This window comes from Bradyrhizobium sp. BLXBL-03, assembly GCF_051853015.1.
Classification (GTDB): Bacteria; Pseudomonadota; Alphaproteobacteria; order Rhizobiales; family Xanthobacteraceae; genus Bradyrhizobium; species Bradyrhizobium manausense.
The window spans coordinates 7,666,158-7,681,548 of record NZ_CP182470.1 but is presented as its reverse complement, the minus strand read 5'-3'; the positions used below and the strand labels follow the sequence as shown (position 1 = coordinate 7,681,548).

Annotated in this window: 6 protein-coding genes and 4 pseudogenes; 5 read left to right on the top strand and 5 right to left on the bottom strand. The window is 58.0% G+C overall.

Translation table 11 applies throughout. The annotated features are described in order from the left end of the window. Positions 1-55: 55 nt before the first annotated feature. Positions 56-1,080: pseudogene (locus ACNJX9_RS36220) on the bottom strand (IS110 family transposase). A 191-nt stretch (positions 1,081-1,271) separates the two neighbouring features. On the opposite strand from ACNJX9_RS36220, the pseudogene ACNJX9_RS36215 reads away from it, so the two are divergent. Then, positions 1,272-2,309: pseudogene (locus ACNJX9_RS36215) on the top strand (IS110 family transposase). Between the two features lie 1,098 nt (positions 2,310-3,407). On the opposite strand, the gene ACNJX9_RS36210 reads toward ACNJX9_RS36215, so the two are convergent. Next, positions 3,408-3,857 (bottom strand): hypothetical protein, encoded by a 450-nt coding sequence (locus tag ACNJX9_RS36210; protein ID WP_439406893.1) that lies wholly within the window; start codon positions 3,855-3,857, stop codon positions 3,408-3,410. A gap of 517 nt (positions 3,858-4,374) precedes the next feature. Here ACNJX9_RS36210 and ACNJX9_RS36205 point away from each other — a divergent pair. Then, a complete protein-coding gene (locus tag ACNJX9_RS36205) occupies positions 4,375-5,166 on the top strand; it encodes a hypothetical protein (protein ID WP_439406891.1) in 792 nt (263 codons plus the stop codon). Between the two features lie 1,451 nt (positions 5,167-6,617). On the opposite strand, the gene ACNJX9_RS36200 is transcribed toward ACNJX9_RS36205, so the two are convergent. Both ACNJX9_RS36200 and ACNJX9_RS36195 read right to left on the bottom strand, forming a co-directional pair. Further along, a complete protein-coding gene (locus ACNJX9_RS36200; protein ID WP_439406889.1) occupies positions 6,618-6,980 on the bottom strand; it encodes a response regulator transcription factor in 363 nt (120 codons plus the stop codon). Between the two features lie 72 nt (positions 6,981-7,052). After that, entirely contained in the window at positions 7,053-7,724 is a 672-nt protein-coding gene (locus ACNJX9_RS36195) for a response regulator transcription factor (protein WP_057743667.1), read from the bottom strand. 2,081 nt (positions 7,725-9,805) lie between these two features. Between ACNJX9_RS36195 and ACNJX9_RS36190 the strand changes: the two genes are divergently transcribed. The 3 genes and pseudogenes from ACNJX9_RS36190 to ACNJX9_RS36180 form a co-directional block, all read left to right on the top strand. Next, entirely contained in the window at positions 9,806-11,218 is a 1,413-nt protein-coding gene (locus tag ACNJX9_RS36190) for an MATE family efflux transporter (RefSeq protein ID WP_439406887.1), read from the top strand. A gap of 609 nt (positions 11,219-11,827) precedes the next feature. Further along, positions 11,828-12,743 (top strand): annotated as a pseudogene (locus ACNJX9_RS36185) (ArdC family protein). A 325-nt stretch (positions 12,744-13,068) separates the two neighbouring features. Beyond that, positions 13,069-13,212 (top strand): annotated as a pseudogene (locus ACNJX9_RS36180) (IS3 family transposase); the annotation flags it as partial. A 52-nt stretch (positions 13,213-13,264) separates the two neighbouring features. Here ACNJX9_RS36180 and ACNJX9_RS36175 read toward each other — a convergent pair. Further along, on the bottom strand, positions 13,265-14,896 hold the full coding sequence (locus ACNJX9_RS36175; protein ID WP_439406885.1) for a hypothetical protein: 1,632 nt from the start codon (positions 14,894-14,896) through the stop codon (positions 13,265-13,267). Between the last annotated feature and the right edge of the window lie 495 nt (positions 14,897-15,391).

The window sequence follows — 15,391 nt, the reverse complement described above, 5'->3', positions numbered from 1 at the left end:
GCGCCATACCTTCCGTTTTGACCTTCCTACATCTCGACGACCTCTGACCGGGCGGCTATGCCGCCACGCCCGGAGCTTTATAGACCCCACCGTTCGCCATCAAAGCCCAGACGACGCGGGCCATCTTGTTGGCAAGAGCGGTGGCTACCTACATAGGTGGCTTGCGGGCAATCATGCGTCCGAGCCACGATGACGGTGAAGCGCCTCGCCGCCAGCCTGCTGCACGACCGCAGTTGCGCCGATGATAAGTAACCGTCGCAACGTTCGCTCCCCCATTTTCGACGTCGCACCCAATTTCTGTTTGTCGCCCGTGGATCGCTGCAACGGGGTCAACCCCAGCCATGCGGCGAAGCCGCGTCCGCACCGGAAGCTTCCCGCGGTAGGCGCAAGGGCAAGCAAAGCCGTCGCCGTCATTGGTCCAACGCCTGGGATTGTCATCAAACGGCGGGCATCTTTTTCTTTTCGGGCGCGATGGGCGATTTCGCTGTCAAGTTTCTTTATCTGCATTTCCAGCGTCACCATCCTCTTGATCAATATCTCGAGTACGAAGCGTGCCGCTTCGGGAACGTCGGTTTTTGGATCCATTGCGCGCTCGAGAAGCTCTGCGACATAGGCCGTGCCCTTTGCCATAATCACCCCGTATTCGACGAGATGACCACGCAAAGCATTGATCGCCTGGGTCCGCTGCCGGATTAACAGGTCGGGGGTCCGAAACACCACCGCGCTCGCTTGCTGCTCTTCGCTCTTGACGGGAACGAAACGCATGGTCGGCCTCTGCGCCGCTTCACAGATCGCCTCTGCATCGGCCATGTCGTTCTTCTGCCGCTTCACGAAGGGCTCCACGTAAGCCGGTGGGATAAGCCGCACTTCATGGCCGAGCGTGCCAATCTCACGAGCCCAGTAATGCGCGCCCGAGCAGGCTTCGATCGCAACGAGGCAAGCCGGCTGCTCGGCAAAGAATGCCAGCAGCTTGTTCCGGCGCAGCTGTTTGCGAAAAACGACCTTGCCGGCGGCATCGGCTCCATGGGCCTGAAAGACATACTTCGCTAAATCTAGTCCAATCGTGCTAACTTCGTTCACGGACGCTTCCTCTCTCGTGATGGCTGTTCAACGCCCTTCACTTTGGCACATCGATGCCGTCGAGGGGGCGTCCACATGGGGTAATCGCAGGAGCGAGTTGCCCGAAAGCCAATCACGAGACTTGGAGGGCGGCTGTTCCCCGATAGGATGGAAATACGGGCTCGCGACTGGTCGCCGGGCCCAAGCATCGAATGGAGAACAGCCATGGACGAGTATTCGGTCTCGACGTGTCGATGAAAGAGACGGCAGTCTCAATCCGTCGAGCGGGTGAACGGATCTGGCGCGGCAAGTGCGCATCAGATCCCAGAATCATCGCCGAACTCATCCGCAAGCGGGCGCCGGCCGTGAAACGAGTAGTCTTTGAAACCGGACCGCTGTCGGTATGGTTCTATCATTCTCTCCCCCCCTGAGGGATTGCCGGCGATCTGCATAGATGCGCGCCATGCTAAAGCGGCGCTCGATATGGCGGCGAACAAAACGGACGCGAACGATGCCGATGGTCTGGCGCAGCTGGCGGAAGTCGGATTCTTTCGCGAGGTGCGCGTGAAGGGATTCGACAGCATGCTGACCCGCACGCTTGTCGCAGCGCGGACGCGGCTGGTCCGAATCACTACCGAGCTTTCCAATCAGATCCGCGGTGTCATGAAAACCTTCGGTCTGGTCGTTCCAGCCGGAAAGGGAAGCACCTTCGAGAAGAACGTCCGGAGCCTTCTTGCCGATCAAGACGGGCTTGCATCGATCGCGCTTCCGATGTTGGAAGCCTGGCGTGGCATTCGCATCCGGGCAGCCGAACTCGGACGCCAGTTGGCCCGCGACGCGCGACAGAACCAGGCTTGCCGCATCCTTATGTCCATCCCGGCATCGGTGTGATCACCGCAACCGCCTTTGCCACGGCCATTGAGGAGCCGGACAACTTTAAGAAATCCCGATCTGTTGGTGCGTGGATCGGCCTGACAACGCGCCGCTATCAATCCGGAGACGTCGATTATGATGGCCCTATATCCCGACGGGGCGACCGCCATTTGCGAGGGCTTCTCTACGAAGCAGCGACGGTCATTCTGACGCGCAGCTCAACCGGCAGCACGCTGCGCACGTGGGGCTTGCAGCTCCGGGAGAGGATCGGCTTCAAAAGAGCGGCCGTGGCTGTGGCGCGCAAGCTAGCCGTTATAATGCATACGATGCTTAAGACTGGCGAGCTGTTCAATCCAACGGCCGGAGCCGTCGCATAAATTCGAATAGCGTTCAGAAACTTAACGCTTGAGGTGTCCCTGCCGGGACGTGAGCCGAGCCATTCCGCCGATAGGGTTGCACCGCTGACTCAGCAAAGTGCGTCGTCCACATTGAAGGCTCGTCCCGCGAAGCTCCATCATGCGGCGCCTATTGTCGACCGCGAAGACAACCGTGCACCCGGCAGTCCCCTCAAGGAGATTATACGCTTGACGTTTCAGCAGCGATTAGACAACCCCATCACAGCAACCGCAACAGAAGCAGAAGAAAGTTCAAGCCGCGAGTCCAGGTTGACCACGCGGCTCGCCAAAGGCCAGAGAAGCTACCGCCAGAACGCCTCGTCACCGGGCGAGATCAAGCCGGAAAGGTGGGCGACATCGTCTCGGAGCGACTTCAGATCGGTACACCCGGGCGATTTCGTCGGAATCCGCACAAGGTGGTTCGGTGTTAGCTGAAAGGGAGGCTCCCGGTCACATCGATGCAATGCTCGGCAGCAAACGTTAAAACCACAAGTCTCTCATAACCGTACCCATTCGCTTTGTTTCCGCGCGCCGAAACACTTGTTTTCCTGCAACGGAGGTTTCCTGCGTTAAGCACGTCATGCGTTAAGCACGTCATGGCGGAGGCTATGCGCAAATGCGACGGCGACCGCATTAGCACGTGCATGGAGTGTTATTGCACGACACACCAGCATAGATCGTGAGCGGGCGGGCCCGGCGCGATTAGCGCCATTGCCACTTTGGGTCCGCCCGACATCACCGCGAGACGAGCGGTAATGTGGCCAGCACTAAGCAAGCAGCGTGCCGATGGAAATACGCGCTTACTAGATGCCATGGTCATCGATGTGTTAGAAGCGGTACTTAGTGCGGGTGCCCGTTTGTCGCATTGTGCCAAAGCAAACAATCAAAGCGGCCCGGCGATGGTCACCGCTCCGAGCGCTCTCCAGCGTTAGGCAAATCACACGGTAGAACGGTCAGGCGGGCAGCTTGGGCCTCTAGGCTGTCTCAGCGAGATCGCTTCCGATCCTCATAGGTTTAGATCATCGACACTCTTGCGCAGGCAATTCGCGCTTTCTAGCCTTGCGACAAGTTCAAGAGCCTTCACGATGTGTCAGACAGCGTTGTGATCAACAGCCGGCCCTGAGCGAACAGCGCCAAAACATGCCCGTCGTTCCAAGCAAATAAGTGAAACTTGATATCTCCGGCAATCTTACGTGACGCAAGAGTGCCAGCACAGCCGAATATCGAAACAACATCTGCGTAGCGTGAGCCAAACTGTACGGCGCCGAGCTCAAGGTCCGTCACGTGACAATGTCCGGGCGGGAATGACCGAGCGTTAACTGACTTGTAATTCCGATCCAGATCGTCAGGCGCAGCCGGATCGGCGAGAACCCCATTGGACGGAGCGCTGGCATGTGCTGGTCGCGGCCCAATCGAGATTGGACTCGCCTGCACGCACAGCCATCCCCATGCCGTGATCGTTGTGATCCGTAGGATCATTTGCCGGTTGATGGAACTGCCGCTCACTGCAAACGCTTGAGATAGCTTCATCGAATCCTACTTAATTGTAGGCCGCGTCAGAGGCGCCAGCCATTCCTGACGAACCAAGTGAGAACAACGTACTTTCATCTTGCGTCACCGAGACGCAGAACGTGCGATCCTAGCGCGGCTGCGGCCCGACAAGCGGTTCAATCAGGCCAGTCCGGTCCGACTGAAAAAATGGGGCGGACTCCATGCCCTTTAAACGGACGCTGGGCCCGCCCCTACATCACGGCGACGGCTTCGTGATGCTATTCTATTGAAGCAAGCGTTATGCCAAACGAGAAAATGGACAGCCTTACATGATGCCGCAAGGCTTCGTCAAAGCTGTCCGTATCGAGCCGGCGAAATTGTAATCTACACCGCAAAAGCAGCCGTCAGGGGAGCTGCGCACTCCGTTGTTTATTCGTGGCTGCAGATCGAGTGATCTCTCTCATCGTCATGTAAACCACTTTATGGAAAGAGGTTGAATCGATCGCGGCGTCAGGTTGTAAGCAACATGCGCGAACGCTGGTCATGAGACCTCTGAATGACAAATCCGTTTCTTGCGCGTGCGGAATCCACTGCGGGCAACATTATAGAATTCGCGTCAGGAGTTGACGGAGCCAAGTCGACGCTCCGGGCTGCCGCGTTCGTTTTTGCGTCTATATTGGCCGCGATGCCGTCCGCCGCGGAAGCTGGAGCCGCTGACGACGGTCTGAATTGGTCGTCCAGCACGAAATCAAACGACGCCTTCGAAGTCGCCGTCAAAAAGTCGATTTCTCCGTTCTGGGACACTCGGATCGGAGCCGACATGACTGTTGCGCGGGAGCCCACCACAACATGGGATTTGCTGGCTGAGAAGGCCGCCAATGGCGGCAACGCACCGCAATCCTCCGCCATTGCCTGGGCTGCAGCCACCGCTCCCGGCGCAGGCTTCGTCTGGGATAAAACCGTAGTGAGCGCGCGCTTTGATGCTGGCGAGCAGAGTAGCAAGCTCGGTACCTCACTCATCAAGTGGGTACCGCTGCGGAGCCATGATTCGCTAGCATTGCAGTTCGATTGCGATGTGGTCCAGAAGGGGCAGGTACCCTTCGCGGGGCTGTTCGGGCAGGTGATGCGCAACTACGAGGCCCATAACTCGGCCAAAGTCACAATCACCGGGATCGGCATGAGCTTTGTCGTTGGCCAAACCATGTCGACTACCGACGACAAATGGCTGCGAAGCGTTGGCGCCGAGCAGACGCTGTCCAGCGGTATCACCGTCTCCAGCGCCATCGGGGAGACCGCACAAGGCAGCACGAACTTGAGCGTGACAGCCGGATTTAAGAAAAGCTGGTGAATGCCGATGAGCTCTTGCAGCAGCCGCTCAGAAAGCGCGACATCTTCAGTTGAGACGTTGACACCCTCGAGAAGGACGCTTTCTTCAGATCCCACGCAGACCGTTCAGCATGGCTTGGCCAACTAGTCGGCGAATGCTGCGGAGGTGCCCGTCTCGTGCCACGGAACGTGGCCTCGTGGGCAGAGTCACCCGCGCGGGGAAATTGACGCAAAACAGAGCCAGTACATAGTGCACGGCTCGACGGCGCTTTCCCTTTCTTTCTCGGAGAGGCTGACCATCGCGGATCCGTCTCCGGGACGCAACCAGACGCAGCCTCAGTTTCACTCCACTCCTGACGACGGGTCGTGAAGAGTAGAGTGGGGCGGCACCGACGGCAGGATCGGAAAAAACGCCGATTCCGCCCCCCACATCACCTGGGAGCATTGGTGATGCGACTTTGAAGATAGCAAATAATCCGACGCTGCAGCTACTGCAACTATCTCAGACCCGGGTGCTCCCGGATGTGGGTTGAACCTCACGCTGCGTCAGATTGTACGCTGTGTGCCCTTGTGTGGTCTGCTCGGTGTAAGAGAATGAAAGGGCCGCGGCATCGTCATGGCAATGAGCATAAGTGACGGAGAACGTGATGGCAAACCAGGCGAAGGATGCGGTCCGGAGCTTAACGTCGATCAGCGTCTATCTGACTTCGATTGCCGCTAGTCTGACCTGGTCAACTTGATCAACTCAAGGGTTCTCACAAATTCGTTGGTGTGTCAGCTGCTGACCTCCTTCTGCGCTCTTGCCATTCTCATAAGATAGAATCTTGTCCAGTTAGTCGATTAAACTGCGTCAGATCGGTCCGGCGGAAGGGGCCGCGTCAGCCCCTCGATCTTATTCGACCTGAGAGCGGCGCACAGTGTGAGATTCAAAGCACGCGTGCCATCGCAACTTCCCGAATTCTTGCGAGGTGCGATCAGGCGCTTAGAGCTCGCGCTGGCACACCCTTGCTCCGTCTCACAGTAGGCTAATCGAGGCCTGTTTGGAGGAGCTAACACGAGCAGCACGACGGAATCTTGGGGTTACCAGAAAGCGCTGATGCGAAGCCAAATTCGTGGCTCTTCGAGCGCGGCAGTTTTGGGTCCATGCCGAAAGATGCGAAGCTGCGGCTGAAGCGGCGAAAGTCTCTGGCAGAATCGGGCGGACTACTGCCGGCAAGCAGAAAGTGCAGGGTCGCTGACCTCACCTTGCCCCCATAAGGCAGGGCGAGGAAGACGCCTCGGCGCCGGATGTTATGGTTTGAGTGGAATTGACCGTCTTTGCGCCGGGGCAGGAGCGATGAGCGAGGCTAATCAGATGTTGGACCGATCATTTTTTCTTGGCTTGCGTTCAGAGGACTGGCGGGAAACTCGCAACGTTCCTGATTTGGGAAGGAATGCCGCGGAGGCTAGGGCCTCTCACGCGCTAGTTCCACCTTACCCAGATAGCGCAATCGTCAAACACTTGATCAACGCGGCCGTGGCAAAAGGTTTGGCAAGAAAGCAGCTTCCTCCAGCCTTGATCGCTTGCGAGCGCACGGCATCGTCTGGAAAGGCCGTGATGAAGATGAAAGGCATACGATGACCGAGGCTGCGCATATGCGTGAGTAGGTCAATTCCGCTCATGGCCGACATTTGGACGTCAGTAATGACGCACGACGTTTCACTCAATTGGGGCGCGCGGAGGAACTCCTCGGCGGAGGCAAAAGTATGGACCAAGTATCCATACGCTGCCAGGAGGTTGTTCGTTGCGGTACGAACGGATGGATCATCGTCGATGAGGGAAATGACAGAGGGCATTGACAAACTACTCGCCGCGGTTGCGGCCGTACGTTGGAAAGTGGAGGCGGGATGCAGGATTAGAAAGTATACTTAGGTTTGTAAGTTCCCCTTTGGGCGAGAAATTCCGAGACCTTCACTCATTCTGATGAGATCGGCCAGCGACTTCGCGCCCATTTTGCGCATGACCTGCCCGCGGTAGATCTTGACGGTAATTTCTGCCAGTCCAAGCTCGCCCGCCACCTGCTTGTTCAGCAGTCCGGAAGTGACCAGGGCGAGAACATCGCGCTCGCGTGGGGTCAGGTTTTCGAACCGGGATCGCAGGTCAACGACTGTTTTGTCGAGGTCGCGCCGCTTGCGGTCTCGTTCGATTGCGGCCCGGACCGCGTCGAGGAGGTCCTGCTCGCGTACCGGCTTGGTCAGGAAGTCGACCGCACCGCTCTTCATGGCCTGGACGGTCATGGGAATATCGCCATGACCTGTGATAAAGATAATAGGCGTGTCGATCTTGGCCTCGGCGAGATCGGACTGCAGATCGAGGCCGCTCGATCCTGGTAGGCGGATGTCAAGCACGAGGCAGCTCGGCACCTCGGGCGGCTTCGCCTGCAAAATCTCCGCCGCTGAGCCAAAAGCCTTGACCTTGAGCCCCACCGATTCAAACAGATTTGTGAGAGCCTTGCGCATCGAAGCGTCGTCGTCGACGATCAAGACGATCGGCTCATCGGCATCTGTGCGCGGCTGCGATACTTGCGACCGCTCGCTCATGATGCATCCTCCTGTTGCACGCGCAAGTTCATGTGAAATGTCACGCCGCATCCCCTTTAAAAGCGAAAACACTGAAAGGCCGCCAAGAGGGCTTGTGCGGCCGAATCCTACTATTTCCCTTATCTGGGTCAGTATTGATCGCAAAACCGCCCATTTTGGGAATATATGGGCGATTCGTTCGCAGCAAAAGGACTAGAGCCCTCGAACCGGGGCCGTATTGTGGGCGCTCGAAGGCCTGACTGCCTCTGCCGTAAGCGTGCCGAAGCCCTCATTGCGTCGGCGGTTTAAAGGGGCGCGCCAATCCGTTCCCCGGGTGGAGCCCTAAGGTTGCCGGTGGCGCGCTACACACCTATTTTGCAGGAAATGACGCGACTTCTAGCCCGGTCCAAGCGGCTCAGGTTAAGCAACCGTCGTCGATGAGACCAACATGCTAAAAGAATGAAATGGTCTCTCCAAAACTTCCCGCTTCCGGTTATGCTCTCGAAGTAGACTGCCGATTCAAAGCCGAATTTGCGACCAAAGACAGGCTTTGGCAGGAGCACGGGAGCTAAAGCAGCTTTTTCCAATACTTCAAATCAGAATTTAGGATGCTAGGACAATGGCCAGGGAGGAAGTCGACCTTTCGGGCGCTTAACGTCTTCGCGTTTTCCTGCGCGCGCCACACCGCCCTCGAACCGAGCCGCGTTAGCGCCTCGGCCATCCGGCTTCAATAACCCACGCGCCAAGATGTGTTCCTCGCCGAAGGGGTTCTGATCCAGAGTCCTATTGCGTTCCGCGGGCCGGGTTCGGACTTTCCCTTCCGTGGGCATCGTTACGCTTAAGGATTGCCGTCGACGCCGGGGAATGCAATGCGGTGCTCCCTTGTGAGCTCCGCGCGTCTTCTCGGGCCGCACCGATACATTCTCCCGGCTGCGTGGCAGCGCCATGCGTCAAGCCAGGCCCGTAACGTCGCAGATCAAATTCTTCGCTTTTTGCTGGGCGCCCGCACAGAGCCACGGAAGGGTATGCACCCGCGATCTCGCTTGAAGTCTCCTTCGTTGCTTCAAGAGCACAATGAGACCTGTGGGATGTTCGACGAAGGGGTGAAAGCCGGGCGTAGCTCCGGCTGGTCAGCGCCGAGAACCGAATGACCGAAGTTGTCGATCTCCTATTCTCAGTCGCGCGATATTGTCTTTTGCAACGCGCGAAATAGAACATGGTCCGGACCATGGGGGTTCGAGGTGAGCGCAGGGTGTGATGCGGGTTTCCTTCGGAAAAACTTGGTGTTTTGCAGCGGAAATCAGCTCGAGCAATGACGTAAAGGGCCACGATGATTTATCCCAATTTCATCACGCTTGCGTACTGAGCCGGTCCAAGATCAGACCCATGAAGACTAACGCATCAACTATCGAGAATAGCGCAGCGCCCTTTGAACACCTAAGAATCTGAGCGATCGATACCGAAGAGAGCCAATCGTTCGCGTTCACGCATGAACGTTTTGCCCCAAAGAGATCGAGAGAAGCTCGCTGATGCTGATTGTCAGATTTGCGACCTGCTGTCAGGACCAGGACACGACCAGTCTGGCAGATCGGCTTCTAATTCAAGGTGCTCGCATTGGCATGAGCTTTGAATAGTTGGACCTATTCAGAACAGCCGCTCGAGGATCACGTTGTGTGATACCAGCTACCAGTATGCGTGGGTCGCAACTTCAAGATCCTCAAGGTACGTAGCCCGGCTGTGCGCCCGCGTGCGATTTTGACAATGCGATGGCAAATGTCGCAATCCGGTTCGCACCATACGGCACCAGTGATCGGCGATCGCTGCGTAATGGCAATCAACTGCGTCTTCTTTCAACAAAGATGGAGCGCCGGTGGAGGTGGCTGAGCTGCTCTCGTCACAGCGAGAGCAGCGGATAGAAACCAAGCTTGCAAATCCATCGCGCTGACGCGGGTCGTCTCGAACGGACCTGAGCAAGATCTGACGTGGCATCGTTTCGCTAGGTCCGAGGCCGAGGCAACCGGATATTCTTCTTCATAAAGCAGCGATGATGGGCCCGAGGAAACAACGGACAGCGGTGTCGTATGAATCAACGAGCGGAAAAAATGGTCCTGGCCATCCAGTTCAAACGGACGACACCTAGCGCTTATCATCAGGTGGTCATCGAGCTTGCTGAACTTGCGAAGCTCGCCTGGCCGATGGTGCTGACGCAGTTTGGTCAAGTCGTAATGATGGCCACCGATCTTGCCTTGATCGGGCGCATCGGCCCGGAGGCGCTTGCTGCGGCTGCGTTAGCCATCGCGATCTACCTCATAGGGTTCACCCTCGGCATTGGTTTGCTGACCCCGATCGCGCCGCTGGCAGCGCAGGCGCTCGGGGCGAAAAACCGTGCCGCTGTGCGACGGACGCTGCGCATGGGACTCTGGGCGGCGTTGCTGCTATCGATCCCGATCATGGCCTTCGGGCTCCACGGAGAGCAAATACTGCTTGCTTTGGGCCAGGCGCCCGAGATGGCGCGCCTGGCGCAGCAATACCTGTTCGGACTAGTTTGGGGCGCGGTGCCGGCACTGTGGTTTCACGGTTTTCGCAACTTCATGGCTGCGGTCCACCGGCCGCAGCCGGTCTTGTGGATCGCGATTGGGGCCATCCCTCTCAACGCGCTCGTGGCTTATTTGCTGATCTATGGGAAGCTGGGTCTGCCGCCGCTTGGGCTTTTCGGAGCCGGCCTTGCGAGCAGTTTCGTGAACTTGACGATGTTCTTGGCCGTGTTGTGGTTCGCCACAATGCGCCTCCCGTTCCGTGACTATCACGTGCTCGCGCGTCTGTGGCAATTCGATTGGTCGTTCATGAGGCGATTGATCGCGATGGGAATTCCGATCTCGCTCATTGTTTTGCTGGAATACGGACTTTTTTCGGCCGCCGGGCTGCTGGCGGGCCTCGTCAGCATCAGAGCGCTTACAGCCCATCAGATCGCCTTTCAGGTCGACTTGGTCCTATTCGTGGTTCCACTAGGCATCAGCACGGCGGCGGCCGTGCGCGTCGGTCACGCCGTCGGTCGCGGCGACGGTCCAGGTGTCAAGAGAGCGGGGCTGATTGCTATACTCCTTGGCACGATCGCTGCTGCGATACTGACTATCGCGATTGTCGTCGTGCGTTTTGAAATCGCCCGCCTGTTTCTGGACGGGACGACTGACGGTGTCGGCGCGACGACAGATTTGGCCGCAAACCTCCTTTTGGTCGGCGCGAGCTTCTTCATCAGTGATGCCGCGCAGCACATTGCGGCGGGCGGTTTGCGCGGACTTAGGGACACGCGCGTCCCGCTTCTGTTCGCTTGCATAGCTAATTGGCCGATCGGTTTCACCCTTAGCTACGTGCTTGGCTTGAAGATCGGGCTTGGTGCAATTGGTATCTGGATCGGCTTGTCAATCGGGACGATTATCTACGCGGGTCTTCTCGTCGTGCGTTTCTTGCTCCTCGCGAACAGGTATGCTCCGCAGAGGCGTCCGGCAAGCTCGTAAATCAAGCTTATTGGTCTACCAGAACTCCACCAACCCGTTTTCCATTGAGCGAGCCCTCCAGTCGAAAGATGATTCCGCTGTCGGACAATCTCGTCCGTTTGGGCTGGCGTCGTTCACGCGGAAGAGTCGTTATTGAGCTTAGATCGACATACCGCAGTGGCACATCGAAACACCAGACCCTTCCCTCCGCTAAGATCAGTTTGCGCAGTCAGGCATCAGGTTCTTCAACCGAAAGGTGTCGCCTCGCGGCTCGCGCGGCTCTGATCCTGGCCATCAATGCTTGCCCGAACTGCTTTGTTTCGGATCTGGTCACTCCAGCGAATGCTCTGTTAGTCCGTTTTGGACCGAAGCAGATCCGACGTCGCCGAAGCGCGGCGCTATGCTGGCTCCCGCTGCGACCTTCTTTGCTACGCTCGGCGCGAGCTCGAGCGCCGTCGTTTGCAGGACGCCGAAGTTATTCTTGAGCTGGCGTGCAGCTTCGCTCTGTGGGGCTGCCGTCGTAGCCCGTTTTGCCTGGCAGAGCTTCCTAGAGTGAGAGGGGAGCCTTCTGCCGTGACGGGTTTGTAGCCGCGAGAGAGTCTCGCCGGCGCCCGTTCTGGGAGAAACGCGATGTCAAAACGACATCCTCGCAACGGGACCGGCCAGAACCGGGCAGGCCTTTATGACGAAATTACCAATAAGATCATTGCCGAGCTCGAAGCCGGCCGTGTGCCGTGGGGAACGGCGGCGGCAGAGGCGCCGCTCGCGATACCAAACAACGCCGCGACCATACTTTGGGGCGCGGTCTTCGAGCGTGGCTTCGCCGGTCAGAGCTGGCTCACCTTCCGCCAGGCGATAGCGCTCGGCGGCCATGTGCGCAAGGGCGAGCGTGGTACGACAGTGGTCTATGCTGACCGCTTCGTGCCAAATGTTGAAAAGCAGCGAGCTACAGAGAGTGGCGAGGAAGCACTGGCAGTTCCGTTCCTGAAGCGCTTTACAGTGTTCAATGCCGATCAGTGCGATGGCTTGCCTGCGGAAATCGCGACCTCTGCGCCTCCTCCGCCGCAAGGACTGATCGAGCCAGCTGTCGAGGCCTTGATTAAGGCGACCGGCATTGACTTCCGCATAAGCGGCGATCGCGCTTTCTATGCACCGGCAGAAGACTATGTGCAGGTGCCGCCGCCGCAGGCCTACTTCGAGCCGATCAATTGGCATCGCACCGCCCTCCACGAGCTTGGCCACGCAAGCGGTCGTTCTTCACGGCTCAACCGCGATCTTAGCGGCTCTTTTGGTACCAAGAAGTACGCCTGAGGAATTGATAGCGGAGCTGTCAGCCGCGTTCTCCTGTGCCTCGCTTGGCATCGTTCCGACAGTGCGGCACGCCGATTACATTGCCTCGTGGTTAGAGGTTCTGCGAGAGGACAATCGGGCGATTGTCCGCGCTGCAGGCCAGGCCAGTAAGGCAGCGGACTACATCCTGGGCTTTTTGCCTGGTGCGGTTTTCGGCGCGACAGCGGAGGGCGTGGTAAGTGAGCCGCGTGAATAATCGTTTCAGGCTTCTCGAGGAGTTTAAGAAGACCTGGGCGGATTGTCTGCGACGGCTGGCAACCGAGAAAGAGGTTCTCGGCCGGCAGCTGTGAAATCATATATTTGCAATATGACCCTCTCACCCTCGCGTGAAAGGCCCTTCAGGCTGGTGTGTTGAGCCGGCCAAAGGCCGCCTGCCAAGGCGGCTGCGTTCGAGCAACTCGAAGAGGGCATTGCCCTACATGCCCTGCTTCGTTGCCGTTTGAGCCGCTTCTCGCCAAGGAAGCTCGCTTCTATCGCGATCAATCAGGATGAGAGCGGCGCGTCAATCAAGCAAGATGAGACGAGGTGGTCTCGCGGGCGTCGGCATCACCGCATCGATGAGACGCAAGGCCGTTTGCTACGACAATGCCCCGATGGAGAGCTTCTTCCATACACTGACTGAGCTCGTTCGTCATCGCAACCATAAGACCCGCGCCGATGCCCAGGGCATCATTCCGCAAGCGATATATCGCCCGATCGAGATGGAGATGAAGGCGCTTAAACCCCTCCACTTTTTCGGGGAAGATCAGACGGCCCTAGATTTAGAGTCGAGTCCCCTGGATCGACGGAAACTGGCGACGGTATGAATTGATCATCAAGCAATCGCCAAAGCTCCCCTGGAGAGAATTGCTCTAGATCGAAATTAAACTCGTCTGGATCGGCGGAGAGCGACGGGCCAGGGTGTCCGTGCAGCTCGTCATGCAAGTCCTTTTCCAGTCGCTGAAGCTCCCCTGATGGGACGGAGGCTGGCGACGGTATGGATTGATCATCAAACAACCGCCGAAGCTCCTCTAGAGGGAATTGCTCTCGATCGAAACTAAACCTTTCTGGACTGGCGGAGAACGAAGGGGCAGGGTGTTGGTGCAAATCGTCCTGCAAGTCCTTTTCCAGTCGCTGAAGCTCCTCTGAGGGGACGGAGACCGGCGACGGTATGGATTGATCATCAAACAATCGCCGGAGTTGCCCTGGAGACAATTGCTCTAGATCGAAACCAAACTCTTCTGGATCGGCGGAGAACGCCGCGGCAGGGTGTCGGTCAAGTTCGTCCTGCAAGTCCTTTTCCAGTTGCTGAAGCTCCTCTGAAGGGACGGAGACTGGCGATGGGATGGGTTGATGATCAAGATGATCCAGCACTTCCCGAACCTCCCACTGATGAAGCTGCTCTTGATTGATCGCGACGTGCCCTTGGACGAAAGCCGACGGGGCGGCTTGGTCCTCGTGCCTGTCCGGAAGCTCCTCTGGCCGACTGCTAGCTTCCTGCGGCGCCCTGTGCTGTGCAGCGGCGTCGCCGATGAGCGTCGGTTCCATCACTGCTCCGCTTTCGGGATGGCTGGGAGCGACGTTCGGGGGGCGGACGCGTCCGCTCCGTTGACGTACGATGACTTCGCCTGTCGACCGAAAGGTGCGGAGATGGTCTAATGCTACAAGGAGATTTCGGGAATTCCCCTTTCCGACGAACTCGTATACATCACCGCTATTGCTCAGCGACTTACTGTCCAGCCGAGCAACAATGCTCGGTCTGCGTTTTGCGAAGAGCCAACGGCTAAAGCTAAGAAGAGCGCCTGCATTTTGCTTCGCCCCACCGGCGACCATACTGGCCTTGATGAGAGCCTCCTCAAGCCTCAAGATTTCGGAAGCATCCTCGGAATAAACAGGCCGCTTGTCCAACGGATGCCCCCGCACCACAATCCCAGTTGATTGAGCCGGCTGCACCGCGGATGCTGCTAGCATTGCTCCACCACCACCTGAATTGGCGATCTCGCTCAGCTGCTGCTCAATGGCAGAGCCTTGCGGATTGTTTAGGACCCTCGGCCTCTTCGCTGCTCTCAACTCCGCTGTGTTGTGCTCATCGTTGATTGGGACCCCGCTTGGCAAGAGGTTGCTCCTGGCAAGTGTACTGATCGGCTCGGCCGGGGACTGCTGGGTGTAGCTAGACACATTGGTGGAAGGGCTACCGCGTGGCCCACCGTCAGGTATCGCGTTCTCGGCTTCGCGCGCCTCGTTTAATTGCTGCTCGAAGTCCTCTTGCCCGGACCGGTCGGGTTGATGCTCTTGCGAGACCTGTACCCGGGGCCCGGCAGTTACATTGAATGCGTCAAGTTTGTGCTGGTCCACATCAGCCTCAGTCATGAAATCAATTGAGCTAGTCCTACTATGAACAATCTTTCGAGAAGCTGACGAGGCCGCCGCCCGCGGCTCTCAATCGTCGCGCGGCTTCTCGTGTTCAGGACACGTCTTCGCCGCGGCTGGCACCAGCCGCATCGTGCCGCCGGACTGGTCCGAAAAGCGCGACGCCGATGGGGACGGTCCTCCGGTCGGGCTACGCCATCCCTTCGGTCCGTCCCCATCGGCGTAGTCTCATCCTGATTGTCGGTCTCACTTCGATCGCCCCCGCGTCAGCTCGGCGTCGCGGCCACCGCCTGGCGCCCGCGGCTCGTCAGATCGGCCTTCGGTCTGACACTCTCTTTGTGGCTGGAACGCCCGTACCCCCAACAGGGTTATGCAGACCCGAGTTCGACAAGGAACAAGGCTCGTCAGCTTGTCGACAGGTATCCCTTTTAGGAGGAGAACATATCGAACTGGACTGAGGTCCGGCTTGGTCAACTCGGATCAATCAACCCATTC